A 24,826-nucleotide genomic window follows, 5' to 3' on the forward strand; every position below is an offset into this window, starting at 1 on the left:
CGCGAGGCGTCACGATCTGGTCACCCGCGCCGGAAGAACCTCGCCCGGGCGGCGGCATCCGCCGGGGTGTAGACGACGAGCTGGATGTCGGTCTGGTCGGAGGGGCGCAGTTGGTGGTGCTCGAACACGAGACGACCGAGCGTCGGATGCTGGAACACACGCTCGCGCGATTCGAACCCGCGCACGTCGTGACTCTCCCAGCGCTCCCGGAACTCCGGGCTCGCCTCCATCAGGCGTCCGACGAGGTCGCGGTAGCGCGGGTCGCCGAGGCGCGGCCCTGCCTCGGCACGGAACTCGGCGAGGAAGCGGCGGCTGGTGTCGTCCCAGTCGTCGAGAAGGTCGCGCACGGCCGGGTCGGTGAAGATCAGCCACAGCAGGTTGCGCTTCTCAGGCGGGGTGGTCGCGACGTTCGGGTAGAGCGCCTCGTAGGCGGCGTTCCACCCGGCGACACCCCAGTCGGGCGCCAACGCGTAGGCCGGATGCTCCTCCAACGCGTCGAGGAAGCGCTGCACGTGCGCCGGTGCCGTCTCGACGGCTTCGCCCGAACCGGGGCGACCGGGTGCGAAACCGGCCAGGCGCAACGAATAGTCGTGCTCGGCGACGGTCAGGTGCAGCGCGGTGGCGACGGCATCCAACACCTGACGTGACGGGTTGATGTCGCGCCCCTGCTCGAGCCACGTGTACCAGGTGACGCTGACACCCGAGAGATACGAGATCTCCTCGCGGCGCAGGCCGATCGTGCGGCCGCGACCGGCGGGCGGCAGGCCGTAGGCGTTGCGGTCGAGCTGCTCGCGCCGGGCACGCAGAAAAGCGCCGAGTTCCTTGCGCTGCTGCTCGTCGGTGGCCACTCCACAAACCTAGTGCTCTCACTACTAGTGTCAGCGCCGTCTTCCGGCATCCGTCTCACCCGTCCAGAGTGTAAGAATGCCCACCCCTCTTCGTTCCCGCACCGTCACGCATGGCCGCAATGCTGCCGGAGCCCGCGCCCTGTTCCGCGCCGCCGGCGTCAATGCCGCCGACTTCGGCAAGCCGATGATCGCCGTGGCGAACAGCTTCACCGAGTTCGTCCCCGGCCACACGCACCTGCAGCCCGTCGGACGCATCGTCTCCGACGCGATCTCGGCGGCCGGCGGCATTCCCCGCGAGTTCAACACCATCGCCGTCGATGACGGCATCGCGATGGGTCACGGCGGCATGCTCTACTCGCTGCCCTCGCGCGACCTGATCGCCGACTCCGTCGAGTACATGGTCAACGCGCACCAGGCCGACGCCCTCGTCTGCATCTCGAACTGCGACAAGATCACCCCCGGCATGCTCATGGCGGCGCTGCGCCTGAACATCCCGACCGTGTTCGTCTCGGGCGGTCCAATGGAGGCCGGGCGCGCGACGCTCGTCGACGGCACGGTTCGCACCCTCGACCTGGTCGACGCGATCTCCGAGGCCGCGAACGACACCGTGTCGGATGCCGACATCACGCGCATCGAAGAGAATGCCTGCCCGACCTGCGGGTCGTGCTCGGGCATGTTCACCGCCAACTCGATGAACTGCCTCGTCGAGGCGCTCGGTCTCGCCCTGCCCGGCAACGGCTCGGTGCTCGCTACCCACACCGCCCGTCGCGCGCTGTACGAGAAGGCCGGCGAGGTCGCCGTGCAGATCACGCGCCGCTTCTACGACGAGGACGACACCTCGGTGCTGCCCCGCGAGGTCGCGAGCTTCGCCGCGTTCGAGAACGCCATGGCCCTCGACATCGCGATGGGTGGATCGACGAACACCATCCTGCACCTGCTCGCGGCAGCCCACGAGGCCGGCATCGACTTCGGTCTCGACGAGATCGACGCGATCTCGCGCCGGGTGCCGTGCCTCGCCAAGCTCGCTCCGAACCCGGCGTACGGACGCATGTACTACATGGAAGACGTGCACCGGGCGGGCGGTATCCCCGCGGTTCTGGGTGAACTCCGCCGCGGCGGGATGCTCAAGGACACGGTGACGACGATCCACTCCGAGTCCTTCGATGCCTGGCTCGATGACTGGGACATCCGCGGAGGCAAGGCCACCGAGACGGCCAAGGATCTGTGGTTCGCGGCACCGGGTGGTGTGCGTTCGTCGACGGCCTTCTCGCAGTCCCAGCGCTGGTCGGCGCTGGACGAGGATGCGGCGAACGGATGCATCCGCGATGTCGAGCACGCGTACTCCGCCGACGGCGGGCTCGCCGTGCTGCGCGGCAACCTGGCCGTCGACGGAGCCGTCGTGAAGACCGCCGGCGTCGACCCGTCGATCCTCGTGTTCTCGGGTCCGGCGGTCGTGTGCGAATCGCAGGAAGAGGCGGTCGCGAAGATCCTCGGCAAGAAGGTGCTGCCGGGCGATGTGGTCGTGATCCGCTACGAGGGACCCAAGGGCGGGCCGGGCATGCAGGAGATGCTGCACCCGACGTCGTTCCTCAAGGGTCGTGGCCTCGGCAAGGTGTGCGCACTGATCACCGACGGCCGCTTCTCGGGGGGCACGTCGGGCCTGTCGATCGGGCACGTCTCACCCGAAGCGGCGTCGGGCGGAGTGATCGCCCTCGTGGAAGACGGCGACATCATCTCGATCAACATCCCCACGCGAGACATGACGCTCGAGGTGACGGAAGCCGAGCTCGAGCAGCGCCGTGCGCGCCTGCTGGAAGCCGGTGGCTACCGCCCCGTCGACCGTCAGCGCGCGGTCTCGCTGGCGCTACGCGCGTACGCGGCGATGGCGACGTCGGCCGACCGTGGCGCGGTGCGCGACGTCGAAGCGGTCGAGCGCGCGCTGCGCGAGCAGGAGGTCCGTCAGGCTTCGGCGCTGGTGTGAGTCGCGTGCGCTGAGCCTGTCGCCCTCAGCGTGACGCTGAAGCGAGCACCCGGGTGATCGGTCGTTCGCCGTCGGGGCCGAACAGGTGCAGGATCTCGACCGAGAGATCGTCGGCCGGCCCGAACCAGTGCGGGGTCGCGGAGTCGAACTCCACGTTCTCTCCGGGGTCGAGCACATACTCATCGGCACCGAGGATCAACCGCATCCGCCCCGCCAGCACGTAGATCAAGGCGTGCCCGTCATGGATCACGAGGCTCGGCTCGCGCGGGCCGAGCACGTGCTTGAAGGCCTGTACGCGGCCGGGGTACCGGGTGAGCGGCACGGCGACACCACCGGCGAGGAGTCGCTGCGGTTCGAGATGCACGCGGGGGTCGCCGGTCTCGGGAGCCGCGATGAGGCCGTCGAGCGACACCTCGTACGTGCGGGCTAGAGGGATCAGCAGATCGAGGGTCGGATGCCGTCTGCCGGTCTCGATGCGAGACAGTGCACTGATCGAGCACCCGGCTCGGACGGATGCCTCCGCGAGTGTGAGCCCCCGCGACTGGCGGAGGCGGCGGAGTCGGGGGCCGATCGCCTCGAGCACGGCGGCGGTCTCGGCATCCATCCCTCCATCTTTGCAGTATCTGCAAACCCGCTGGCCGCGCGAGTCGTCGGAGACGCACGATGGGTTCCGCCCGCGAACCCGAACGGGCGAGAAGGAGCACAACCATGGCTGACTACCCCTCCCCGGCGAGCATCCGATGAAGGCGCTGCTGCTGGGCGCCCGAGGCGCTGTCGGCACCGTCATCCGTCGTGAGCTCGAACGCGCGGGGCACGGCGTCACCGCCGCCAGCCGCGCCGAATCGGGCGGCGCCCGCATCGATCTGCGCGGCGACCTCGCGTCTCTCGCGGCGCTCGCCGCCCGGCACGACGTCGTCATCAACGCCTCGGGCATCGAGCGGGTCGAGCTCGCCGCGGCGACAGCACGCACCTCCCTCGTCGACATCTCCGCCACCGGCTCGTACCTCGAGGCTCTGAGGGCGACAGCATCCGGACCGGTCGTGCTCGGCGCCGGTCTCGTGCCCGGTCTCAGCACCGTGCTCACCGCATCGCTCGCGACGGAGCCCGGCGACGACATCGACGTGTTCGTCATGCTCGGCAGCGGCGAGAAGCACGGTCCTGCCGCCGTCACGTGGACCGCCGGCCTCGTCGGCACCGATGTGCACAGGCCTGCGGAAGGGCGCCCCGTGCGCAACCTCGGCGAGAGCATCCGGACGCTGGGCGCCGACGGGCGTGCGCGCCGGTACCTGCGCGCCGACTTCCCGGATCACATCTTGCTCGATGCGCGCGGCGCGAGCATTCGCACCCACCTGACCCTCGGCTCCGCCCTGATGACCGGCGCACTCGAACTCGTCGGGCGGATGCCCGCGCTCCGCGGTGCCCTGACGGCCGCGCCGCACATCGGCAGCGATGCGTGGCACGTCATCGCCCGCAACCGTCGTACCGAAGATCGTCGCCAGGTGTCGGGCCAGGGGCAGTCCGAGGCGACGGGCCGCCTGACGGCGCTCGCCGCCGTGCGGGTGGTGGAGTCTTCCACACAGGGTGCCGTGACGATGGCCGACCTCGTCACCGTCGATGACTGCCGGGAGGTGCTCGCGTGAACGGGCGGATTTCTCGGCGGGGGGCGGATGCTCGCGACCGAATTCTCCGCCCATCACCGAGTTCTCCGCCCCACGCGCTGGGAGCGGATCAGTCGGCGTCGTCCCAGAAGCGGCGCTTGCCGTCGGGCGTATAGCCGAAGCTCGGCTTCGCGGTGGGATGCTCGGTGCTGGGGACGTCTTCGAGATGCTCAGCCTCAGTGTGTAGGCCAGGCCGTCGGATGGCGTCGAGGCGTTCGAGATCGCCGGGTTGGCAGGTGGAGTCGGCGGTGATGGTGGCGATGTCGTAGGTGTCGGGGTCGGGGCTGATGTCGATCGTGAGGCGGGCGACGAAGGAGTCGGGCTTTGCGGCGTGGATGACGATGTTGGCGATGTCACCGGAGTAGCCCTGGGTCTTGATGGCCTCCCAGCCGTTATCGTCGAGCCACGTGGCAATGCGTTCAGCGGCATCCCGAGTGGGCTCCTTCAGCTTCCATTGGGGGAGCGTGGCGCGTTGGAAGCGGAACTCGTAGCCGTTGTTGTCGCAATCCCACGTCTCAGCGCCATAGGCGTAGATCTTCCAGTCCCCGTCGAAGACCTGCATCTGCACTTCGGCGAGAGCGGCTTTGAACGCGAAGTTCACTCCGCGTGCCTGGTCGAGGAGTTCTTCGTCGGTCATCTGCTCTCCGCATCCCGTCATTCCGATCAGCAGTGCCACGGCGACGGCTAGGAATGAACCTCGTCTTGCGCGGCTCATTCGTCAGCGTCGTCCCAGAAGCGGCGCTTGCCGTCGGGCGTGTAGCCGAAGCTCGGCTTCGCGGTCGGATGCTCGGTGCTGGGGACGTCTTCGAGCTCGTCCACTTCGAGGTCGCCGGGTTGGAGCAGAGCATCAAGACGGTCGACATCGCTGGTGAAGCACCGGGTCTCGGCGGTGATGGTGGCGATGTCGTAGGTGGCGGGATCGGGGCTGATGTCGATCATGAGGCGGGCGACGTAGGCGTCGGGCTTCTCGGCGTGGATGACGATGTTGGCGATGTCGCCGGAGTAGCCCTGGGTCTTGATGTTCTGCCAGCCGTTGTCGTCGAGCCAGGTGGCGATGCGTTCGGCGGCGTCGCGCGTGGGCTCAGTCAACTTCCATTGGGGAAGGGTGGCGCGTTTGAAGCGGAATGTGTAGCCCTTTTCGTCGCAGTTCCAGGCTTCTGCGCCATAGCCGTAGTTCTTCCAGTCGCCGTCGAACACCTGCATCTGTACATCGGCGAGAGCGGCTTTGAACGCGAAGTTCACATCGCGTGCCTGGTCGAGGAGTTCATCGTCGGTCATCTGCTCTCCGCATCCGGTCATTCCGATCAGCAGTGCTACGGCTACCGCCGCAACTGCGCTTCGTCCGCCCCGCCTCATCCGCGCTTCCCCTGGCCGGTGAGAATCGCACCGACGTGGTCGACGATGGCTTGTTTGTAGGACTGGGAGGCGGGGTCGAGGTATCCCACAGCCTCATCGTCGAGACCGACCTCGAGTCGATTCAGGCGGGTGAAGTCGAGGAGGTAGATCCTCTCGGTGCTCCGCTGCGAGTTGTGCCCCTCGGTGCGCTCGCCGTGTTCGCCCTCGGGGGTATGGAAGTCTTCGACCCAGCCGCCGTTCGACGAGAACATCTGTGGTCGACCGGTCGCGTCTCCGGTCGCCGCTTCCGTGGCCTCTCCGATGGTGCGGGGGTCGACCGGATGCTCCGAGATCTCCACTCTGCCCACCGGTGCGATCCAGTCGTCGTCGGCATGGGTGACATGCAGAGAGATGTCTCCGTCGCGAATCTGGCCTTCGAGTGCCTCGGCTGCGTCCTGGCTCACGCCGGCCGAGCCGTAGAACCAGACGTTGTCGACGAGCCCTGCGTTGTCGGCGATCATCTGCGCGGCCATGCTCGTGCCCAGCGAGTGCAGGTCGAGGTCGAGTTGCACGCCTGGGTTGCCCATCTCGAACCCGCGCTGCAATTGCGCGAGGCGCTCGGCACCGGCATCGGGGCGTTCGATGTTCCAGACGTCGCCTGTGCCGCCGGACTCCCACTCCATGAAGAGCACGACCGCCGACGATGCCGACGATCCTTTACGCGCGAGCTCGGCGTTCAGGTCGCTATGCATGCTGACGGCGCTCGCCGCCCAAGGGTCCAGCGAGCTCAGATCGGTCTCGATCCCATGCGTCACTGTCGTGATCTGATCGGCGCCGTCGACGTCGCCGAACCCGAGAGTCGCGCGCGGCTCGCCCTCGGTCGTGTCCATGAACAACGACAGGACGGCGATGGGAAGGTCTGGATCTGCCTTCTTCTGCTTGTCGAGGTTGTCACTCAACCCCTGCAGTTGCGCCCTCTGCTCCGCAGTCAGATCCCCGGCGAGCCACTCCTTCAAGGTCTGCCGGTTGAACTCATCCCGAGCGTCCGCTGGGATCCCATTGAGGTTGCCGATCACGGCCGGGGCGACGTCGAAGAGGTGCGCGAGAGGCCCGTCTTCCCATTGCTCGCCCGCCGCATCGCGGGTCGACTTCTTCTTCAGGTCGTCCCACAGCTTCGCCGCCGGCGCGACCGCCACGAAGCCGACGGCCCCCGGGAAGTCGGGGTGAGCGTCGAGCCAGTCCTCCACGTCATCGGGATCGGCGGTGGCCATCCAGGAGATGACATTCGCGACCTTCGTCGACAGTCGGTCGCGCAGGCGATCGGCGAGCCCGACCTCGGTCAGCGGACCGCCCGGGTAGTCGCGGATGCTCTCACCCCACGAGGCCTGCGAGGCGAGAATCTCATCGCCCCATGCGCCCGCCACCGTGTCACCGCCGCTGATCTTCTTGAGTCCGCGCGCGACCTCGTCTTCGGCGTCTTCGAGATCGTGGACGAATTTCCGGATGTCGGCTTTCAGCTCCTCGACCGCTGCGTCCGCGGCGTTCCAGGCATCCGTCGCATCGGTCTGCGCCGTGCCCATCTGCCGGGTCGTGTCCGACGCCGGATCCGACTCGTAGGCCGACCAGTACGCCGTGTTCGCGCACTCAAGGCCGCTCTGCGCGGCGTCCCACTGCTCGTTGACCGCGATGATGCGCGAGGCGAGCTCTTTGCGCCGAGTGCGCAGCGCCGGAAAGGTGTCGGTCGCTGCATCGCTCAGTGTCTTCTGCGCCTGCTCCATCGCATCGGCGAACAACTCCGTGGAGGTCTTGGCTGGCACGAGCATCATGAACGCGCCTTCGGCACCGGTCACGGCGAACACCTCGGGCAGACGCGCCCAGCGCTCATTCGCCTGAAGGGTGGTCGCATGGAGCGCGTCCGCACCCGCCGCGATCCGGGTACCGAGATCTTCGAGCACAGCGGGATCGACGACGTTCGGGAGCTCTGTCGTGATCGCGCTCACCACGCACCTCCGGGCATGTAGGCGAGCGACGGCGCGATTCCCCAGGCATCCTCGGCGTGGTCCTGCGCTGCCTCGGTATCGGTAGCGATCTGTTCGTCGCCGGCGACGATGGCGAGCGTCGCCTCGCTCACCGCGTGAGACGAGACATTGATCGTGTGGATGACCTTGCCCGGAACCGACCGTCGCTCGTCCATGAACGCGGTCCATGCCCGTGACATCACGGTGCGATCGTCGATTGCGAGGGCGGTCGTGCCGTCATCCGCCACCTCATCGATGTCGCGCACCGCCTTCTCGAATTCGCCACCGAGGTCGTCGAGCCCGGCGAGGATGCCCAGCACCCCATCCGCATCGACCCGATACTCGCTCACGTCTCGCCTCCGATCGCGCCGGCCTTCGGCGACGATCGAAGATACCAAATATGCACCCATATGGCGACACAAAGAATCTGGACGGATAACCCATGTCGGTGGTGCGGGGCCCCGACGCGGTCGCAACCGGTCAGCGCGCGACCGCGCAGAACCTCAGGATGCCGTCGAGCGCCGCACGATCAACCGCATCGGCAGCACAACGTTCTCGTGCGCGCGGGTGCGATCGCCCAGACGCGCGACGGCGAGACGCGCGGCGCTGCGGCCGAGCTCTTCGATGTCGCCCGTGACGACGCTGATGCCGAGCACCCGGGCCCACTCGGGGTCGTCGAATCCGATGACGGCGGGCGAGGAATCCGATGCCGAGATCTCTTCCATCGCACCGAGCAGGATGCGGTTGTTACCCGCCACGATCGCCGTCGGCGGCTCATCGAGGGCGAGCAGTCCGCGCACGCACTCGCGAGACGAGGCGACATCGTGCGCATCCGTCCGCAGCAGATCCCGCCAGCTCGCAGAAGAACCATCGAGCACGTCGCCCATGCCGGCGAGACGCTGCCGGTAGGTGGGCAGCCAGGCGTAGTCGCCGATGAAGGCGATGCGTCGGTGGCCGGCCTCGATGAGGTGACGGGCGACGAGACGCCCGCCTTCGCGGTTGTCGAAGACGACGGAGTCCGCCGCGAGGTTCTCGGCGGGGCGGTCGACGAAGACGACGGGGATGCCGCGGGCCTGCAGTTGCGCGTAGTCGCTGTGGTCGGTCATGGCCGAGACGGTGATCACGGCTTTGGTCTGGCGGTCGGCGAGGTCGTGCGCGACGCGCTTCTCCTGCTCGGCGGACTCGCGCGAGTTTGCGACCGAGAGGTGCATGCCACGGGGGCGGATCTCGTCTTCGACGGCCTGTGCGAGCGCCGAGTAGAAGGGGTTGGTGAAGTCTCCGGTGATGAGTCCGAGCGAATCGGCCAGGCGTCCGCTGGCGAGCAGGCTGGCGGCAGCGTTGCGCTGATAGTCGAGTTCGGCGGCGGCCGCGAGCACGCTGGTGAGGGTCTTCTCGCTCACGTACGACTCGCCTCCGAGTGCCCGTGATGCGGTCTTGAGGCTCACGCCGGCGCGGGCGGCGACCTGGGCGAGGGTGGGGCGAGGCGTCACCTCGTCATCTGTCCGTGTCATTCGACTCCTGCCGCCTCCCGTGGTCAGCCCATTATGGCGGCTCATTCAATGTGAGATGCATCTTCCCTGCATCGCACGCGCTGTGATAGCGTCCTCATCATATGACAGCGATGTCATATCGTCGCGCAGCCCGACCCCCGGAAATCTGCGACAGGCGAACGACACACAGCAGTGGAGTTTGAGGAGCAATCATGACGGTTCCCAGCCCGAGGAACGAAAGACCCGTACGCCGAGTATGGGCGGCCGCAGGCGCCGCTCTCACGGTGACCCTGGCCATGCTGACGCCGATGCCGGCATCCGCTGCGGCCGGCGGGACGTTCTCATCATCATTCGAATCGGCGGATGCCGCGCCCGTGCTCACCGGCACCGGTCAGCCCGTCAACGTGACGGGCAACCGCTTCGCGACCGGCAGCATGCTGCCCGCCGTGAAGAACGTGACCGCTTCCGCGCAGAACGCCCCGGGCGAGGCGGCAGCCTTCGCCGCTGACGCCAACGCGGCGACCAAGTGGCTCGCCTTCGTGAACAAGGGGTGGCTGCAGTACGAGCTCAACGGCGCGCAGCCCCTGACGAAGTACACGCTCACCTCGGGCGGCGATGCCCAGGAGCGCGACCCCAAGAACTTCCGCGTCCTCGGCTCCAACAACGGCACAGACTGGATCCCGGTCGACGAGCGCTCCGGCGAGATGTTCACCGGTCGCGGCCAGACGCGCACCTTCGAGCTCGCCGCTCCGAGCGCCGCGTTCGTCTTCTACCGTCTCGACATCACCGAGAACCGCACCCCCACCACGAACCTGATCCAGCTCGCCGACTTCGAGCCGATCACCGTGAACGATGGCGTTCCCACCCCCAGCGACCTGCGCCTCGCCGTCGGCAACGGCCCGACGGCATCCGACACCGCCAAGACCGGCGTCGGCTTCACCGGTACTAAGGCGCTGCAGTACACCGGCCGCCACCTCGCCGCCGGTCCCGCCTCGTCGACGAGCACCCTCTACACCGACGTCGACGTGACCGTCGAGGACGACAGCCAACTCTCGTACCTCGTCTTCCCCAACCTCGACGGCGAGCAGACCTACGCCGCCACCTTCGTCGCGGTCGACCTCACCTTCGACGACGGCACGAAGCTGTCGACCAGCGGCGCCGTCGACAGCTACGGCTACACGGCGAACGCCCGCACCCAGGGCCAGTCGAACCGCCTCTGGCCGAACCAGTGGAACAAGGTGTCCGTCGACCTCGGCCAGTTCGAGGGGCGCACGATCGACGACATCCTCTTCACCTACGACCACCCGGGATCCGACGTCAAGGGCGTGGAGGTGCCCACCGCGGCCACCGGCTTCAGCGGATGGCTCGATGACGTGGCGATCGGAGCATCCGAAGAGCGCGACATCAGCGACGGACTCGTCTCGTACGTCGACACGCGTCGCGGCACCAACTCGACCGGTGGATTCTCGCGCGGCAACAACCTGCCCGCGACCGCATGGCCGAACGGCTTCAACTTCATCAGCCCGATGACCAACGCCGACAACACGGGCAACATCTACCAGTACCAGCGTGGCAACGACGCGCAGAACCGTCCGGGCCTCAACGGCATCGGCTTCTCGCACCAGCCCAGCATCTGGATGGGTGACCGCAACCAGTTCGCGGTCATGCCGGCCGCGAACGCGAACCCCTCGTCGAGCCTCACCGGACGCAAGCTCACGTTCACGCACGAGAACGAGACCGCACGCCCCGACATCTACGACGTCTCCTTCGACAACGGCATCCGCACCGAGGTCACCGCCACCGACCACGGCGCGATCTACCGGTTCACCTTCACCGGTGACGCGAGCTCGATCCTCATCGACCAGGTCGTCGGCAGCTCCAAGCTCTCGATCAACGGCGACACGGTGAGCGGATGGGTCGACGGCGGCTCCGGCTGGCCCGGACGCACCCGCATGTTCGTCTACGGAACCTTCGACCGCGCGGCCTCGACCGCCGGCCCGACGACCGTCGGCGACCGCAACGGCAGCGCCCGCTTCGCCTCGTTCGACACCACGGGCGACCGCACGGTCGAGCTGCGCATCTCGTCGTCGTTCATCTCGCAGGACCAGGCGAAGAAGAACCACAACCTCGAGGTCGAGGGCGTCTCGTTCGAGCAGGCCCACACCGCGGTGAAGGATGCCTGGAACGAGCGTCTGAGCGTCGTCGACAAGGTCAAGGGCGCGACCGACACGCAGCTCGTCACCCTGTACTCGAGCCTCTACCGCCTGAGCCTGTACCCGAACTCGCAGTTCGAGAACACCGGAACGGCGGCGAACCCGGTCTACAAGTACGCCAGCCCCGTGGCCGGCACGACCGGTTCGGCGACCGACACCCAGACCAACGCCAAGATCGTCGACGGCAAGATCTACGTCAACAACGGCTTCTGGGACACCTATCGCACCGCCTGGCCGCTCTACTCGCTGCTCTACCCCGACGTGACCGAAGAGCTCGTCGACGGCTTCGTGCAGCAGTACCGCGACAGCGGCTGGATCGCCCGCTGGTCGTCTCCCGGCTACGCCGACCTGATGACCGGAACGAGCTCCGACGTCGCGTTCGCCGAGGCCTACCTCGCCGGCTCCCTCAGCACCGAGACGGCGCTCGAGGCCTACGATGCCGCGGTCAAGAACGCCACCGTGCTGCCGGCATCCAACGCCGTCGGCCGTAAGGGTCTCGCGCAGTCGATCTTCCTCGGGTACACCGAGGAGACGACCCACGAGAGCGCATCGTGGGGTCTCGAGGGTTACATCAACGACTTCGGCATCGCCGAGATGGCGAAGGCGCTGTCGGAAGACCCCGCCACCCCGGCAGATCGCGTGGAGCAGCTGAAGGAAGAGGCCACGTACTTCGAGGCCCGCGCCGAGCACTACGTCGAGATGTTCAATCCCGAGGCGGGCACGTTCACCTCGCGCAACGCCGACGGATCGTGGACCTCGGGTGCCGAGTTCGACAAGAAGGCCTGGGGCGGTGCCTTCACCGAGGCGAGCGCCTGGACCTTCGGGTTCCACGCACCGCACGACGTCGACGGCCTGGCTTCGCTCTACGGCAGCCGTCAGGGCCTCGTCGATGTGATGCACCAGTTCCTCACCGAGCGCGAGAAGGCCGACTACTCCGGCATCCACGAGGCTCGCGAGGCGCGTGACGTGCGACTGGGCATGCTCGGCATGTCGAACCAGATCGCGCACCACATCCCCTACGTGCTGGCCGAGGCCGGCGACCCGTCGGGGGCGCAGGAGCTCATCCGCGACATCCAGGACCGTCTCTTCATCGGCGACGACATCGGCCAGGGCTACCCGGGCGACGAGGACAACGGCGAGTTCTCGGCCTGGTACGTCTTCTCGGCCCTCGGTTTCTACCCGCTCGAGGTCGGATCCGGCGACTACACGATCGGCACGCCGCTCTTCGACAGCGCGACGCTGAACATCGGTGACAAGAAGCTCGTCATCAATGCGACGGGAGCGTCTGCGGGCAAGGACTACGTGGCCGGCGCCAGCATCAACGGCACGCCGATCACCGAGACCACGTTCGACGGAGACCTGCTCCGTGCGGGCGGAACGCTCGACTTCACCATGAGCGCCACGCCCTCCACCTGGGGTGCGAAGGACCTCGACGAGAAGCTCGACGTGCCCACCACGCTGGTCGACGCGACGAAGGTCGGCCGCGGCATCCTGGCGGCGACCGATGGCACTCCCGTCGGATCGCTGGTCGACGACAACATGAACTCGAAGGTGACCTTCGCGGGTGACACCACCGAGCTCGTCTGGACCTCGCAGTCCGGGCCCGTCTCGATCGGCCAGTACACGCTCACCAGCGCGGCGAAGGCGAACGCCCCGTCGAGCTGGAAGCTGGAGGGGTCGCTCGACGGCACCACCTGGACCGAGATCGACAGCCGTGAGGGCCAGTCGTTCACGTGGGACAGCCAGACCAGGCCGTTCACGGCCGCCAGCCAAGACGGCTACACGAGCGTGAAGCTGACGCTGAAGACGGATGCCGCGACGCTGGCGCTGTCGGAGATCGAACTGTTCGCCTCGGCATCCGCCGCAGAGGGACTCTCGATCGCCGCGGGTGCCCCGCAGCGGGTCGCCGTCGACACGGCCTTCACGGGCACGATCGCGACGATCGTCGGCACCGAGACGGATGCCTCCGGCTACACCGTCACGGTCGACTACGGCGACGGCGTTCCGGCGACCGACGTGAAGCTCACGCGTGACGACCTGGGCGGCTGGAAGGTGAGCGCTCCGCACACCTTCACCACTCCGGGCACCTACTCCGCCGCCGTCACGGTGCGGGACTCCAACGGGGCAGTGGCGCAGACCACCGCGACCGTCACGGTCTTCCGCGACGAGACGCTGGTCGGTGCGTTCAACAACGTCTGCATCGGTGACCTCAACGTCACGGCCGCGAACTGCGACTCGCAGGGCCACGGCTACTTCCGCGACAAGATCAACGCCGACGGGTTCGTGCAGGGTCAGACCCTGCCGGTCCCGGGCACGAGCCTGACGTACGACCTTCCGGCCATTCCGGCCGGCGCGCCCGACAACATCACCGGCGAGGGCCAGACGGTCAAGGTCTCGTTCGGCGAGGGCGCGAAGCAGATCTCGTTCATCGGCACCGCCACCGAGAGCAACCGTGACTCCGACGCCACGTTGCACTTCACCGACGGCACCACGCAGAAGGTGACGATCAGCCTCGGCGACTGGGTCGGAGCATCCGGCAACCCGTACAAGCAGAACACCGTGCTCACGATCTCGGAGGGTCGCCTCTCGGGCACCGGTGCCGAGTCGAGCGTCAAGAACACGGCGATCTACGCCACCGCCCCCATCACCCTCGCGGTCGATGAGAACGGTGCGCCGAAGGTGGTCGAGTCGCTCACGATGCCGAAGGAGACGGGTTCGCTCAACAACGGACGCGTGCACATCTTCGCGATCGCCTCGGACGGCGACCGTGCGGAGTCCGCAGCCCTCTCGGTCACGGGGGGAACGGTCGACGGACAGATCGCGGGCGAGGAGTTCGACGCGAAGCTGGCCACGGTCGCCGGCGGTCTCGGCGACACGACGGCGATCGTCAACTGGGGTGACGGATCACCCGTCGCCGCGGTCGAGGTCGCAGACGGCACCGTTGCCGGCACCCACACCTACGCCAAGGGCGGCACCTACACGGTGACGGTCACGGCCGATGACGGTGTGCAGTCGGCGGATGCCCAGCTGCAGATCGCTGTGGAAGAACCCGAACCCGAGTACGCCCCCGAGATCGGAGTGCCCGCTTCGGCGGCCCCCGGTGACACGGTGGCCGTGACGGGTACCGGATTCGCCCCGAACGAGAACGTCTCGATCCGCATCGACGACGAGCAGCCGGTGGTCGTGAAGGCCGATGAGAACGGTGAGCTCGACGGTGCACAGATCGTCGTTCCGGTCGACGCGCTCGACGGACCGCACCCTGTGGTGGCGCTCGGCGACGTCTCGAATGTCGAAGCACGGGCGTCACTCCAGGTCACGATCGACACCACGGTGCCGCAGCGCACCTCGGTGACGGTGGCCGCAGGGTCGGACGACCCGGTCGCCGGCGAGTCGATCCCGCTCATCGCGACGGTGAAGCCCGCAGGAGCGGCCGGCAAGGTCGACTTCTTCGAGGGCGACGAGATCGTCGGATCGGCGGAGGTCACCGGCGGAACCGCCACGGCCGACGTGACGATCGCGACCTCGGGCGAGCACACCTACATCGCGCGGTTCGTGCCGTCCGACCCGGAGGCGTTCGCAGGCTCCGAGTCGACGCCGCTCACCGTCGATGTGCGGAACACCCCGGTGCTCGACGCCGAGCTCGTGGTCAGCGCCAACAGCGTGGTGCAGGGCGGTTCCGTGCAGGTCACCGGCCGGGGCTTCGCCTCGGGCGAGACCGTCACGGTCACCCTGCACTCGGCCCCGATCCGCCTGGCCCAGGTGGTCGCCGATGAGAACGGCGCCTTCCGCATCCAGGTGACGGTGCCCGCGAACGCAGAGGTCGGCGCCCACACGCTGATCGCTGAGGGTGCGGCTTCCGGACTCAGTGCAGAGGCGGCCCTCGCGGTCACCGCCGCACCGGGCGCGGGTGGCGGACTCGCCGGTACCGGCGGCACGGTTCCGATCGCGGCGGTGGGGATTCTCCTCCTCCTGCTCGCCGCGGGTGGCGTGCTGGTGCTCCGTCGACGCCGCGTGGAGTCGTAACCCACTCCCCAGAAAGAGAGGCCGCCTTCCCCAACGCCGGGGAGGGCGGCCTCTTCTGTCGAAGCATCCGAGACGGCCGATACGCTCGCGAGGTGGATGCTGAGCACGAGACCGTCGTACACGTGACACCGGATGCCCCGTGGCTGCCGAGCGGCGGCAGGGCCGAGGTGGTCCGGTGCTCGGTCCCGCCTCAGCCCATGTCGATCGTGCGGCTGCTGCTGCGACGCGGCGACGAGGTGTTCTGCGTGCCCCGGCCCGAGACGGGCAAACTCGACCTTCCGATGCGGATCGCGGCTACCCATGATGCGGACGGCTCGATCACGATCCGTGCGCTCGCCGACGAGGTCGTCGGCTCCGGGCCTGTGGAGTTCCTCGGCGCCGTGCGCAACGTGGTCGATGCACCGGGTGACGACTACGCCTGGCCGGCGCCTCTCGCGCACTTCGGCGTGTGGACGACGACGGATGCTCCGCTCATCGCCGGCACCTGGGTCGACGTCGCGGCGCTGCGCGCCCGACACTGGCACCCGCTGCTCGGCTGAGCACCTGTGTTCCCGGACCCTTCGACAGGCTCAGGGACCCAGCTGCATCTGGTCGCTGATCCTCCTGGGTCGCTGAGCCTGTCGAAGCGTCCCCGCCGCGTCAGACCGACCGCAGTGCGTGCTCGGCCACGTTCAATCGTTCACACCCGTCGGCGGTCAGCACGACGATGTCCTCGATGCGGGCACCCCACGAGCCTGCGAAGTAGATGCCGGGCTCGATGCTGAAGGCCATGCCCTCGCGCAACACCAGGTCGTTGCCGGGAGCGATGTACGGCTCTTCGTGCACCGAGACGCCGATGCCGTGCCCGGTGCGGTGCAGGAAGGCATCCGCCAGATCGGCATCCGCGAGCACCTGGCGGGCCGCCGCATCGACCTCGGATGCCGTCGCCCCGGGCCGTGCCGCGTCGACCGCCGCCTGCTGCGCCCGCACCAGTACGGCGATGCGCGCTGCCGCCGCGGGGTCGGGTGTGCCGACGACGTACGTGCGGGTGCTGTCGGAGTTGTAGCCACTGGGCACCGCTCCCCCGATGTCGACGACGACGATGTCGCCGTCTTCGATGACCCGGTCTGACACCTCGTGGTGCGGGTCGGCGCCGTTCGGACCCGACCCGACGATGACGAACTCGACAGTGCGGTGGCCCTCGGCGACGATCGCCTGCGCGATGTCGGCGGCGACCTCGCGCTCGGTGCGACCGGCTCGCAGCCACTCGGGCACGCGACGGTGCACGGCATCGATCGCCTGGCCTGCACGACGAAGCTCGGCGATCTCTGCCGCATCCTTGATCATGCGTCCTTCGCGCAGCACGGGCGTCGCCAGTTCGAGGCGCGCGCCGAGCCGTTCGCCGATCGGGATGACATGCAGGGCGGGCAGAGCATCCGACACCCCGACGCGGGCGACCGTGCCCGCGGCCGCGGCCACGAGGTCGTACGGATTCTCGCCGTCGACCCAGTCCGACAGCGCCAGCCCGAGCGACCCGACGGCGGTGCTGCGCACCTTCGCCAGCTCCATGCGGGGCACGATGACGGTCGGCGCGATGCCGGGTCCGAGCACCAGCGCCGTCAGCCGCTCGATCGTGTCGCCCTCGACGCCGACGAGGTACTGCAGGTCAGGACCGGGCCCGACGATCACGGCATCGAGACCGGCCTCGGCGGCGAGAGCGGATGCCCGATCCAGCCGGGCGGCGTACACGGACGAGTCGAAAGGCAGAGTGCTCACGCGACCCACGCTACTCCGCACGTGACTCCGCACGCTGGTCCGCACGCTGGCCGCGCCGGGTGAAGGCCGGGGCGAAGACGGCGAAGGCCAGGGCGAGGACCGCGACGCCGACCATGGCCGTGCGCAGGCCGAGGCCACCGGCGAGCAATCCGACGTAGACGGGACCGAGGAGGAAGCCGAGGTAGGCGGTGGTTCCGACGATCGATGTGGCCCGCCCCCGTTGCTCATCGGGCACGTCGCGCGTCGCTCGACTCAGGAGAGTGGGGAACAGCACCGAGGTGCCCACCGCCGCCACCGCGAGACCGGCCACCGCCCACACGATGCTCTGCGAGGCGCTGAGGAGTAGCGTTCCCGCCGCCGCGGCGATCGCGCCTCCGAACAGCAGAACGACGTCCGGGATGCGTCGGAAGGCCCCTACCCCGAACCGAGTCGCCGCAGAGAACGCGGCGAACGTCGCCGGTGCGAATGCGGCGATGAGCGGACTGGCGTGGAGCTCATCGGCGAAGAAGATCGCGCTCCAGCTCTGATGGGCGTTCTCGATCGCGAAACCGAGAGCGCCGATGAGTCCTGCTGCCAGGAACGGCAGAAGGGCCCTGAGTCGTCGATCGGGTGAGGTGGATGGCGGACGCAGTGCGCGAGGGGCCGGTCCCTCGGCGAGGACGAGCACGGTGACCCCCGCTGCGGCGACGAGGAGTCCGCACATCAGGAATGCAGCATCCAGCCCGTCGCTCACCGCGAGCAGCGCCCCTGCGCCGAGGCTTCCGGCGACGACGAACGATGAGAAGACGGCGTGCGCCAGCGTGATCACGCGACGCCCCGAGCGTCGTTCCGCGAGCCCTGCCAGAGCGTTGGCGGCCACGTCAGCGGCTCCTGACGTGGCGCCGACCAGCAGCATCCCGATGCTCAGGGTGGTGATATCTCTGGCGTAGAGGGACAGGCCGAGACCGGTCAGCGCGAGCAAGATCAGGGGGATGCCGGTCATCCGAACCCCGAAGCGGTCGATCGCGCGTCCGATCAGGGCCATGGAGGGCAGCGCGCCGGCTCCGATCCAGAGAAGAGCACCGCCCAGCTGGCCGTCGGTCAACCCGGCGCCGTCCCGTAGTGCGGGAAGTGCGGCTCCCCACGTTCCCCAGAACACCCCGAAGGCAGCGAAGGCAACGTAGGCGGCAGCGGCAAGTTTCATCTGTGTATCGTTACACAAAATGTAGCGTTACACACGCCTAGACTCGGAATGTGAAGACGCGGCGAGTGACGATGCGCCAGGTGGCGGCCGAGGCAGGGGTGGCTCCGATGACGGTGAGCTACACGTACACGCGTCCGGAACGCGTGGCCACCGACACGCGCGCTCGCGTGCTCGAGGCGGCCGAGAGGCTCGGCTATGCGGGACCCGACCCCGTGGCGCGCTCCCTCCGCAGCGGTTCGACCGGCAACCTGGGGGTCATCCTCGGTGAACACCTCGGCTATGCCTTCGAAGATCCACAGGCGGGCCAATTCCTTGCAGGCGTGTCGCACGTCTGTGTCGAGAATCGATTGGGTCTGGTGCTGATCCCGAGCACGGGAGCATCCGATGACGCCCACCGTGTGCGCGAGGCCGCCGTGGACGGATTCGTGGTGTGGACCACCACCGAAGACGATCCCGTGCTCGCAGCAGTCAGCGCCACCGGGCGGCCCGCCGCCATTCAGGGCGGCCCGACGACGGCCGGCATCACCACCGTCGCGCCCGATGATCGCAGCGCGGCCGACGCGATCGCGCGGCGGATGCTCGAGCACGCGAAGTCACCGCTGATCCTGTCGTTCCCCTTCGATCGCGGGCGGAATCCCGGGGTGCATCGAGGTCCGAACACCGACGTCGGGTTCCCGGTCACCCGGGCGCGGCTCACCGGCTTCCGCGACGCGATCGAGGCGTCCGGCCTGCGCTGGAACGAGACGCCCGTCGCCGTTGTGGCCCGTCAGAGCCGCATCGCCGGCGAACGTGCGGTTCAGCAGGCCCTCGAAGAGACGACACCCGACGTCGTCATCGCCATGAGCGATCAGCTGGCGGCCGGCGCGCGCGACGCGCTCGGCACCGCGTTCCCGGTGAGCGGGTGGGACGACAGCGAACTGGCTCAGACTCTGGGGTTCCCGAGCATCCGCCAGTCGCTGTTCGATCAGGGCGTCGCCTGCGCGCGCGTCGCCGCGGGGATCGGTGCACCGACGGCGGCCCCGGAGTGGTCGCTCTCGCTTCGCTGAGCCGTCAGCTCACGGCGAGACGGATGCGCTCGGTGAGCAGCTTGCGGTTCGCATCGTTCAGGTCAAGCACGGCGTACGCGGTCGGCCACATCGTGCCGTCGTCGAGGTTCGAGATCGGCTCGAAACCGAACGTGCCGTACCGCACCTTGAACTTGCTCGCCGGCTGGAAGAAGCACAGCACCTTGCCGTCCTTCCCCCACCCGGGCATGCCGTAGTAGGTGCGCGGCATCAGGTCGGGGGCGACCTCCATGACCAGTTCGTGCAGGGCCGTGGCGAGCTTCTTGTCGTTCTCGTCCGGGAGCTTGTCGATGGCCTCCTTCAGGTCGGCCTCGCCTGCGGCGCGCTGCTCTTCGGGGGTCTTCTTCGCGCGCGAGCGCTTGGCCTTCGCCTCTTTCGCGGCGGCCTGCATCGCTTCACGCTCTTCGGCGGTGAAGTTCTTCGTGTCCTCAGCCATGACGGCTCCTCTCGAGGGTTCGGTGTTGAGATCAGCGTAGAGACCACCGAACCGGAACGGCTTCTCGATTCGTGACCGATTCTCCTGTCGGCTTTCGACCCTCCCTGTCAGACTGACGAAATGACGACTGTCTTCACCGGCCGCATCCGTCCGCTCTCCCCCGCCATCGACACCCAGGCGGAGGCGATCGCGGTCGACGACGGCACGATCGTGGCGGTCGGAGCATCCGCCGACCTGCAGGTGCGGTTCCCGGATGCCGACACCGTCGCGCTCGACGGATGGGTGATGCCGGGCCTGATCGAACCGCACGGGCATCCGGGGTTCACGGCCATCCTCCAGTCCGATCTCGTCGTCGACATCCGCCCGGTGCTGATCCCCGATGCCGACGGCGTGCACGCCGCGGTGCGCGCAGCGGTGGCGGATGCGTCGGGCCCGGTGTACGCGAACGGATGGGATGCTCTGCTGCAGCGTGGCCTGCCCGACCCCGACATGCACCTGCTCGACGAGATCGCCGGCAGCATCCCGCTCGTCGTGATCCACAACTCCGGTCATTCGGCCTACTTCAACAGCGCTGCGGCGCTCGCCGCGGGAATCGATCGCACGACCCCCGACCCGGCCGGTGCCTCATTCGGCCATGACGAGAACGGCGACCTCACCGGCGTCGCCCTCGAGGCGGCCGCCGTCGAGAAGGTCATCGCCCCGCTGCTGGCGACCGCGCAACAGCAACTCCCCCGGCTGCTGCTCGCGCACCTGCGCGATCTCGCCGCCCGGGGCATCACGACAGTCTCCGATCTGTCGTGGAACCCCGAGATGAACCCGCTCATCGCCGCGCTCCGCGCGAAAGACGTTCTGCCGGTGCGTCTGCGCTGGTACGAGATGTCGCGACCCGGTGGCGTAGCCGCTCCGGCATCCGATGGCGACCCCGTCTTCCGGCAGACCGGCGTGAAGACCTGGTCCGACGGCTCGCCCTGGATCGGCAACATCGCCACCTCGTTCCCCTACCTCGACACCCCGGCCACGCGTGACCTCGGTCTCGAGCCGCACCACATCGGTCACGCGAACTACACCCCCGCCGAGCTGCTGACCATCGCAGCGCCCTATGCGGCGGGCGGGTGGCAACTCGCCTGCCATGCCCACGGTGACGTGGCGATCGACGCGACCCTCGACGTGTACGAGCAGATCATCACGGCCCACCGGCTCGACGACCATCGCTTCCGTCTGGAGCACTGCGGAGCGATGACACCGGCGCAGTTCTCGCGCGCGGCCGCGCTCGGTGTGACCGTCAGCCTGTTCGTCGACCACATCACCTACTGGGGCGAAGTGCTCGTCGACGACCTCTTCGGCGCCGAGCACGGCGGTGCCTGGGCCGACGCCGGTGCCGCCTTCGCGGCCGGCCATCGCGCCACCTTCCACAACGACGGCTGGGTCACGCCGAACGAGCCGTTCCGCAACATGGCCGTCGCCGAGACGCGCACCACCCGCAACGGATATCGGATGCCGGGGGGCACCCCGGTCACGCGAGAGCAGGCGCTCCGCGCCCACACCGCGAATGCTGCCTGGCAGCTGTTCAGCGAGCACGAGGTCGGGTCGCTCGAGGCCGGCCTGTTCGCGGACTTCATCGTCGTCGATCGCGATCCGCTCACCGTCTCGCCGGAGGACCTCGCCCACACGGTCGTGAACGCGACCTACCTGGCCGGCGCCCGAGTCGCCTGACATATGCCGATATCTCCGGATGCCCGGGAGATAGTGTGGACGCCATGGACCTGCGTGTCGCGGCATACGCGGTCGTCACCGATGACGACAACCGTCTGCTGCTCGCGCGCTGGATCGAGGGGCGCCGCGTCGCCTGGACCATGCCCGGTGGCGGCCTCGAGGCCGGCGAATCGCCGGAGGATGCCGTGCGACGCGAGTTGCGCGAAGAGACCGGCTACACGGTCAAGGTCGGCGAGCTGCTCGGCATCCATTCCCGGGTGATCCCCGCCAGCCAGCGCGTGCAGAAGGCATCCGAGCCGCTGCACACCCTGCGCATCGTCTATCGAGCCACCATCACGGGGGGCAAGCTGCGGTACGAGACGGAAGGCTCGACCGACATGGCCGAGTGGTTCACGCGCACCGCCGTCGCCAGCCTGCAGCGGGTGAAGCTCGTCGACATCTCACTGCGCATGGCCGGGATCTTCTGACCCTCAGCCGCGCGGTTCCTCCGGAACGGAGATGTCGGCAACGGTTGCGCCGTAGGCGGCGATGAGGTCGTCGGCCTCGACGAAGAGGCTGTAGCCGTGGGCACCCGCACCCATCGCGATGCGCTGACCCACGATCGACTCGTCGGCGAAGATCGGCCAATCGGTCGTGCTGCCGATCGGCACGATCGTGCCGCGCTCATAACCCGTGGCGGCGAGTGCCAGCTCGGGTTCGGGCAGACGGAGCTTGTTCACTCCGACCACCGCGCGCAGTTTGGGCCATGAGATCGAACGACCACCGGGAACCAGCGCGAACAGGTAGGTGTCATCGGCGCGCTTGACCACGAGGGTCTTCACGATGCCGGACGGTTCGAGGCCGAGAAGCTCAGCCGCCTCGAAAAGGCTGCGCGCCTCCGGCCGCTCACGGATCTCGATCTCGAGACCGCGAGCGGCGGCGGCGTCTGCGACCCGCGCGTGCGGGTCAGGCGAAGGCTCTTCGCTCACGCGTCAGGCGCGGAGAGCGGGTCGTCGGCGACCCAGAGTTCGTCATCTGCGCGGAGAGCGGTCCACGCGGCGTAGAGCACGGCGGCTGCGGCAGCAGCACCGAGGATCAGAGCGACGATCGAGCCGAGACCCGAGCTCTTCTCCTGCTTCTTCTGGTGCGCCTTCTGCGCCTTCTTCACCTTCTTGGAGATGGGCGCGACGATGCCGTGACGCTTGTTGTTCGCGACGTCCCAGGCGCTGAGGGCGGTGCCCACGACGCCTCCGACGATCGGAACGACCTTGTCATCGACGACGTGCTTGCCGATCTTGACGCCGCGGTCGACCACGGGGGCCACGCGACGGTTGTACGTGTCCTGAACGACGGGGACGACCTGTTCGCGATTGAAGTGGCCGAGCTGGCGGCCGGCTTCACGGGCGACGCCTGCGGCGTGGCCGACGAGCTCCTGCTGTACCTCCCACAGGTGATTCGCGTCGTTCTGAAGACGACGCAGTTCCTTCTTCCGCTTGCGGCTGAGGCTCACGATGATCTCCTATCGGTGTGGAGTACGGGTTCCCCATCTTGCCAGACGAGTCTGGATACGGGGAGGGAATCGCTGAGCCCTTGACTTATGCCGACAAGTGAGGGGGAACCCGGCGAACACACCGGAAGCTCTGAGAGAATGGATGCATGCCTCACGCTTCCCATGTCGCAACACTGCACACCAACCACGGTGACATCGTCATCAACCTCTTCGGCGACCAGGCCCCGAAGACGGTCAAGAACTTCGTCGGCCTCGCCGACGGCACCCAGGAGTGGACGCACCCCGCCACCGGCAAGCCGGGCGAGGGTCCCCTCTACACCGACGTCATCTTCCACCGCATCATCCCCAACTTCATGATCCAGGGCGGCGACCCGCTCGGTCAGGGCGTCGGCGGACCCGGATACAACTTCAACGACGAGATCGACGCCGAGCTCAACTTCGACGCCCCGTACATCCTCGCCATGGCGAACGCCGGCCTGCGCCGCAACGCCATCACCGGTGAGGCCGAGGGCACCAACGGCTCGCAGTTCTTCATCACCACCGACCCGACCCCGTGGCTCAAGGGCAAGCACACCATCTTCGGTGAGGTCGCCGACGACGCCTCCAAGGCTGTCGTCGACGCCATCGCCGCGGTTCCGACGGCTGCGGGCGACCGCCCGATCGAGCCCGTCGTGCTGCAGTCGATCGACATCGTCGCGGCCTGACGACAGCGATCGCCGATCCGGATGTCGACGCCTGAGTTCGCGAGCAATCGCGACAACTTCTGTTACCGGCATCCGGATCGGCAGAGCTTCGTGCTCTGCCAGCGCTGCCTGCGCACGATCTGCGGCGAGTGCCAGACGCCCGCCGCCGTCGGGGTCATCTGCCCCGAGTGCATGAAGAAGGAGCGCAAGAACCGCACCCCCGCCCAGAAGCGCGCCGAGCGCCGGTGGGGCGGCCGCAACACGGCGATGGCGGTGACCCGCAGCGGCAAGCCCGTCGTCACGTACGCGCTGCTCGCGGTGACCTCGCTGCTCGGGTTGATCGGTCTCATCCCGGGAATCGGCGAGCAGATCAACAGTCAGCTGGCCTTCTACGCGCCCTATCTGTACCCGTCGCTTTCGCTCCTCTCCTTCGAGCCGTGGCGTCTGCTCACGGCCCTCTTCGTGCATGGCGGTTTCATCCATCTGGCGCTGAACATGCTCGCGCTGTGGTTGATCGGACAGAGCCTCGAGCCCATGCTCGGCCGCGCCCGATTCCTCGCCCTCTATCTCATCAGCGGCCTCGGCGGCTCGGTCATGGTCGCTCTGATCGCGCCCGGTCAGCTGACGGTCGGAGCATCCGGTGCCATCTTCGGCATGATGGCCGCGCTGCTGATCATCGGCCGACACATCGGTGCCAACGTCACTGGACTCCTGGTGATCCTCGGCGTGAACTTCGCCTTCGGGTTCTTCAATTCCGGCATCTCGTGGCAGGCGCACCTCGGAGGCGCCATTGTCGGCGCCCTCGTGGCCCTGATCATCGTCGCGACCAAGCGGCGTGAGCAGCGCATCTGGCAGATCCTCGGCCTCGCCGGCCTGACGGTCGCGCTACTGGTCATCGTCGCGTTCATTCCACCGCTGATCATTTTGTCCTGATCGC

At 68.0% G+C, this 24,826-nt stretch carries 21 protein-coding genes; 9 read left to right on the forward strand and 12 right to left on the reverse strand.

All coding sequences use genetic code 11. The features are described from left to right. Window positions 1-20: 20 nt before the first annotated feature. On the reverse strand, window positions 21-848 hold the full coding sequence (locus ACIOSY_RS02150; protein WP_400848268.1) for a helix-turn-helix transcriptional regulator: 828 nt from the start codon (window positions 846-848) through the stop codon (window positions 21-23). A 76-nt stretch (window positions 849-924) separates the two neighbouring features. Here ACIOSY_RS02150 and ilvD point away from each other — a divergent pair, with 76 nt between their 5' ends. Continuing rightward, window positions 925-2,829, forward strand: a complete 1,905-nt coding sequence (gene ilvD, locus ACIOSY_RS02155; protein ID WP_400848271.1) for a dihydroxy-acid dehydratase — start codon at window positions 925-927, stop codon at window positions 2,827-2,829. Window positions 2,830-2,854: 25 nt separating this feature from the next. On the opposite strand, the gene ACIOSY_RS02160 is transcribed toward ilvD, so the two are convergent. Continuing rightward, window positions 2,855-3,433 (reverse strand): helix-turn-helix domain-containing protein, encoded by a 579-nt coding sequence (locus ACIOSY_RS02160; protein ID WP_400848274.1) that lies wholly within the window; start codon window positions 3,431-3,433, stop codon window positions 2,855-2,857. Window positions 3,434-3,569: 136 nt separating this feature from the next. On the opposite strand from ACIOSY_RS02160, the gene ACIOSY_RS02165 reads away from it, so the two are divergent. Continuing rightward, window positions 3,570-4,469 carry an NAD-dependent epimerase/dehydratase family protein gene (locus tag ACIOSY_RS02165; protein ID WP_400848277.1) on the forward strand — a complete coding sequence of 300 codons (900 nt, stop codon included), beginning with the start codon at window positions 3,570-3,572 and terminating at the stop codon, window positions 4,467-4,469. An 88-nt stretch (window positions 4,470-4,557) separates the two neighbouring features. Here ACIOSY_RS02165 and ACIOSY_RS02170 read toward each other — a convergent pair whose 3' ends face one another. The 5 genes from ACIOSY_RS02170 to ACIOSY_RS02190 all read right to left on the reverse strand — a co-directional run bounded on the left by ACIOSY_RS02170 (window position 4,558) and on the right by ACIOSY_RS02190 (window position 9,351). Further along, window positions 4,558-5,163, reverse strand: a complete 606-nt coding sequence (locus tag ACIOSY_RS02170; RefSeq protein WP_400848280.1) for a hypothetical protein — start codon at window positions 5,161-5,163, stop codon at window positions 4,558-4,560. Between the two features lie 35 nt (window positions 5,164-5,198). After that, on the reverse strand, window positions 5,199-5,765 hold the full coding sequence (locus tag ACIOSY_RS02175) for a hypothetical protein (RefSeq protein WP_400848283.1): 567 nt from the start codon (window positions 5,763-5,765) through the stop codon (window positions 5,199-5,201). A gap of 74 nt (window positions 5,766-5,839) precedes the next feature. Continuing rightward, a complete protein-coding gene (locus ACIOSY_RS02180; RefSeq protein ID WP_400848286.1) occupies window positions 5,840-7,822 on the reverse strand; it encodes an alpha/beta hydrolase in 1,983 nt (660 codons plus the stop codon). Beyond that, on the reverse strand, window positions 7,819-8,190 hold the full coding sequence (locus ACIOSY_RS02185) for a hypothetical protein (protein WP_400848289.1): 372 nt from the start codon (window positions 8,188-8,190) through the stop codon (window positions 7,819-7,821). Before ACIOSY_RS02185 ends, ACIOSY_RS02180 begins: the two co-directional genes overlap by 4 nt. 153 nt (window positions 8,191-8,343) lie before the next feature. After that, window positions 8,344-9,351, reverse strand: coding sequence for a LacI family DNA-binding transcriptional regulator (locus ACIOSY_RS02190; RefSeq protein WP_400848291.1), 1,008 nt, complete (start codon window positions 9,349-9,351; stop codon window positions 8,344-8,346). A 191-nt stretch (window positions 9,352-9,542) separates the two neighbouring features. Here ACIOSY_RS02190 and ACIOSY_RS02195 point away from each other — a divergent pair, with 191 nt between their 5' ends. Both ACIOSY_RS02195 and ACIOSY_RS02200 read left to right on the forward strand, forming a co-directional pair. Beyond that, window positions 9,543-15,566 carry a GH92 family glycosyl hydrolase gene (locus ACIOSY_RS02195; RefSeq protein WP_400848294.1) on the forward strand — a complete coding sequence of 2,008 codons (6,024 nt, stop codon included), beginning with the start codon at window positions 9,543-9,545 and terminating at the stop codon, window positions 15,564-15,566. A 92-nt stretch (window positions 15,567-15,658) separates the two neighbouring features. Continuing rightward, window positions 15,659-16,105 carry an NUDIX hydrolase gene (locus ACIOSY_RS02200; protein WP_400848297.1) on the forward strand — a complete coding sequence of 149 codons (447 nt, stop codon included), beginning with the start codon at window positions 15,659-15,661 and terminating at the stop codon, window positions 16,103-16,105. Window positions 16,106-16,205: 100 nt separating this feature from the next. Here the strand turns inward: ACIOSY_RS02200 and ACIOSY_RS02205 are convergent, their stop codons facing one another. Both ACIOSY_RS02205 and ACIOSY_RS02210 read right to left on the reverse strand, forming a co-directional pair. After that, complete coding sequence (locus ACIOSY_RS02205; protein ID WP_400848300.1) at window positions 16,206-17,321, reverse strand: M24 family metallopeptidase; 1,116 nt, start codon at window positions 17,319-17,321, stop codon at window positions 16,206-16,208. 10 nt (window positions 17,322-17,331) lie between these two features. Further along, window positions 17,332-18,504 (reverse strand): MFS transporter, encoded by a 1,173-nt coding sequence (locus ACIOSY_RS02210; RefSeq protein ID WP_400848303.1) that lies wholly within the window; start codon window positions 18,502-18,504, stop codon window positions 17,332-17,334. Window positions 18,505-18,554: 50 nt separating this feature from the next. Here ACIOSY_RS02210 and ACIOSY_RS02215 point away from each other — a divergent pair, with 50 nt between their 5' ends. Next, window positions 18,555-19,550 carry a LacI family DNA-binding transcriptional regulator gene (locus ACIOSY_RS02215; RefSeq protein ID WP_400848306.1) on the forward strand — a complete coding sequence of 332 codons (996 nt, stop codon included), beginning with the start codon at window positions 18,555-18,557 and terminating at the stop codon, window positions 19,548-19,550. A 4-nt stretch (window positions 19,551-19,554) separates the two neighbouring features. On the opposite strand, the gene ACIOSY_RS02220 is transcribed toward ACIOSY_RS02215, so the two are convergent. Beyond that, window positions 19,555-20,004, reverse strand: coding sequence for a hypothetical protein (locus ACIOSY_RS02220; RefSeq protein WP_400848309.1), 450 nt, complete (start codon window positions 20,002-20,004; stop codon window positions 19,555-19,557). 120 nt (window positions 20,005-20,124) lie between these two features. On the opposite strand from ACIOSY_RS02220, the gene ACIOSY_RS02225 reads away from it, so the two are divergent. Together ACIOSY_RS02225 and ACIOSY_RS02230 are read left to right on the forward strand one after the other, a co-directional pair. Beyond that, window positions 20,125-21,717 carry an amidohydrolase gene (locus ACIOSY_RS02225; protein WP_400848312.1) on the forward strand — a complete coding sequence of 531 codons (1,593 nt, stop codon included), beginning with the start codon at window positions 20,125-20,127 and terminating at the stop codon, window positions 21,715-21,717. A 44-nt stretch (window positions 21,718-21,761) separates the two neighbouring features. Further along, window positions 21,762-22,184 carry an NUDIX hydrolase gene (locus ACIOSY_RS02230; RefSeq protein ID WP_400848315.1) on the forward strand — a complete coding sequence of 141 codons (423 nt, stop codon included), beginning with the start codon at window positions 21,762-21,764 and terminating at the stop codon, window positions 22,182-22,184. A gap of 3 nt (window positions 22,185-22,187) precedes the next feature. Here ACIOSY_RS02230 and ACIOSY_RS02235 read toward each other — a convergent pair whose 3' ends face one another. Further along, window positions 22,188-22,616: an aminoacyl-tRNA deacylase gene (locus tag ACIOSY_RS02235; RefSeq protein WP_400849079.1), complete on the reverse strand. Its 429-nt coding sequence runs from the start codon at window positions 22,614-22,616 to the stop codon at window positions 22,188-22,190. A 65-nt stretch (window positions 22,617-22,681) separates the two neighbouring features. Next, window positions 22,682-23,206: a DNA helicase gene (locus ACIOSY_RS02240; RefSeq protein WP_400848318.1), complete on the reverse strand. Its 525-nt coding sequence runs from the start codon at window positions 23,204-23,206 to the stop codon at window positions 22,682-22,684. 146 nt (window positions 23,207-23,352) lie between these two features. Between ACIOSY_RS02240 and ACIOSY_RS02245 the strand changes: the two genes are divergently transcribed. Both ACIOSY_RS02245 and ACIOSY_RS02250 read left to right on the forward strand, forming a co-directional pair. Then, a complete protein-coding gene (locus ACIOSY_RS02245; protein ID WP_400848321.1) occupies window positions 23,353-23,910 on the forward strand; it encodes a peptidylprolyl isomerase in 558 nt (185 codons plus the stop codon). Between the two features lie 21 nt (window positions 23,911-23,931). Beyond that, the gene (locus ACIOSY_RS02250) at window positions 23,932-24,822 is read left to right on the forward strand and encodes a rhomboid family intramembrane serine protease (RefSeq protein ID WP_400848323.1); all 891 of its coding nucleotides are present in this window, start codon (window positions 23,932-23,934) and stop codon (window positions 24,820-24,822) included. The last annotated feature ends 4 nt before the right edge of the window (window positions 24,823-24,826 follow it).

It is taken from the genome of Microbacterium sp. NPDC087665 (assembly GCF_044743285.1).
Classification (GTDB): Bacteria; Actinomycetota; Actinomycetes; order Actinomycetales; family Microbacteriaceae; genus Microbacterium.

What these genes read in the sequence shown, in the direction of transcription:
- ACIOSY_RS02220 (WP_400848309.1), bottom strand. Translation starts at nt 20,004, where the DNA reads ATGGCTGAGGACACGAAGAACTTCACCGCCGAAGAGCGTGAAGCGATG.
- ACIOSY_RS02160 (WP_400848274.1), bottom strand. Translation starts at nt 3,433, where the DNA reads ATGGATGCCGAGACCGCCGCCGTGCTCGAGGCGATCGGCCCCCGACTC.
- ACIOSY_RS02190 (WP_400848291.1), bottom strand. Translation starts at nt 9,351, where the DNA reads ATGACACGGACAGATGACGAGGTGACGCCTCGCCCCACCCTCGCCCAG.
- ACIOSY_RS02250 (WP_400848323.1), top strand. Translation starts at nt 23,932, where the DNA reads ATGTCGACGCCTGAGTTCGCGAGCAATCGCGACAACTTCTGTTACCGG.
- ACIOSY_RS02195 (WP_400848294.1), top strand. Translation starts at nt 9,543, where the DNA reads ATGACGGTTCCCAGCCCGAGGAACGAAAGACCCGTACGCCGAGTATGG.
- ACIOSY_RS02210 (WP_400848303.1), bottom strand. Translation starts at nt 18,504, where the DNA reads ATGAAACTTGCCGCTGCCGCCTACGTTGCCTTCGCTGCCTTCGGGGTG.
- ACIOSY_RS02165 (WP_400848277.1), top strand. Translation starts at nt 3,570, where the DNA reads ATGAAGGCGCTGCTGCTGGGCGCCCGAGGCGCTGTCGGCACCGTCATC.
- ACIOSY_RS02245 (WP_400848321.1), top strand. Translation starts at nt 23,353, where the DNA reads ATGCCTCACGCTTCCCATGTCGCAACACTGCACACCAACCACGGTGAC.
- ilvD (WP_400848271.1), top strand. Translation starts at nt 925, where the DNA reads ATGCCCACCCCTCTTCGTTCCCGCACCGTCACGCATGGCCGCAATGCT.
- ACIOSY_RS02175 (WP_400848283.1), bottom strand. Translation starts at nt 5,765, where the DNA reads ATGACCGACGATGAACTCCTCGACCAGGCACGCGATGTGAACTTCGCG.
- ACIOSY_RS02230 (WP_400848315.1), top strand. Translation starts at nt 21,762, where the DNA reads ATGGACCTGCGTGTCGCGGCATACGCGGTCGTCACCGATGACGACAAC.
- ACIOSY_RS02225 (WP_400848312.1), top strand. Translation starts at nt 20,125, where the DNA reads ATGACGACTGTCTTCACCGGCCGCATCCGTCCGCTCTCCCCCGCCATC.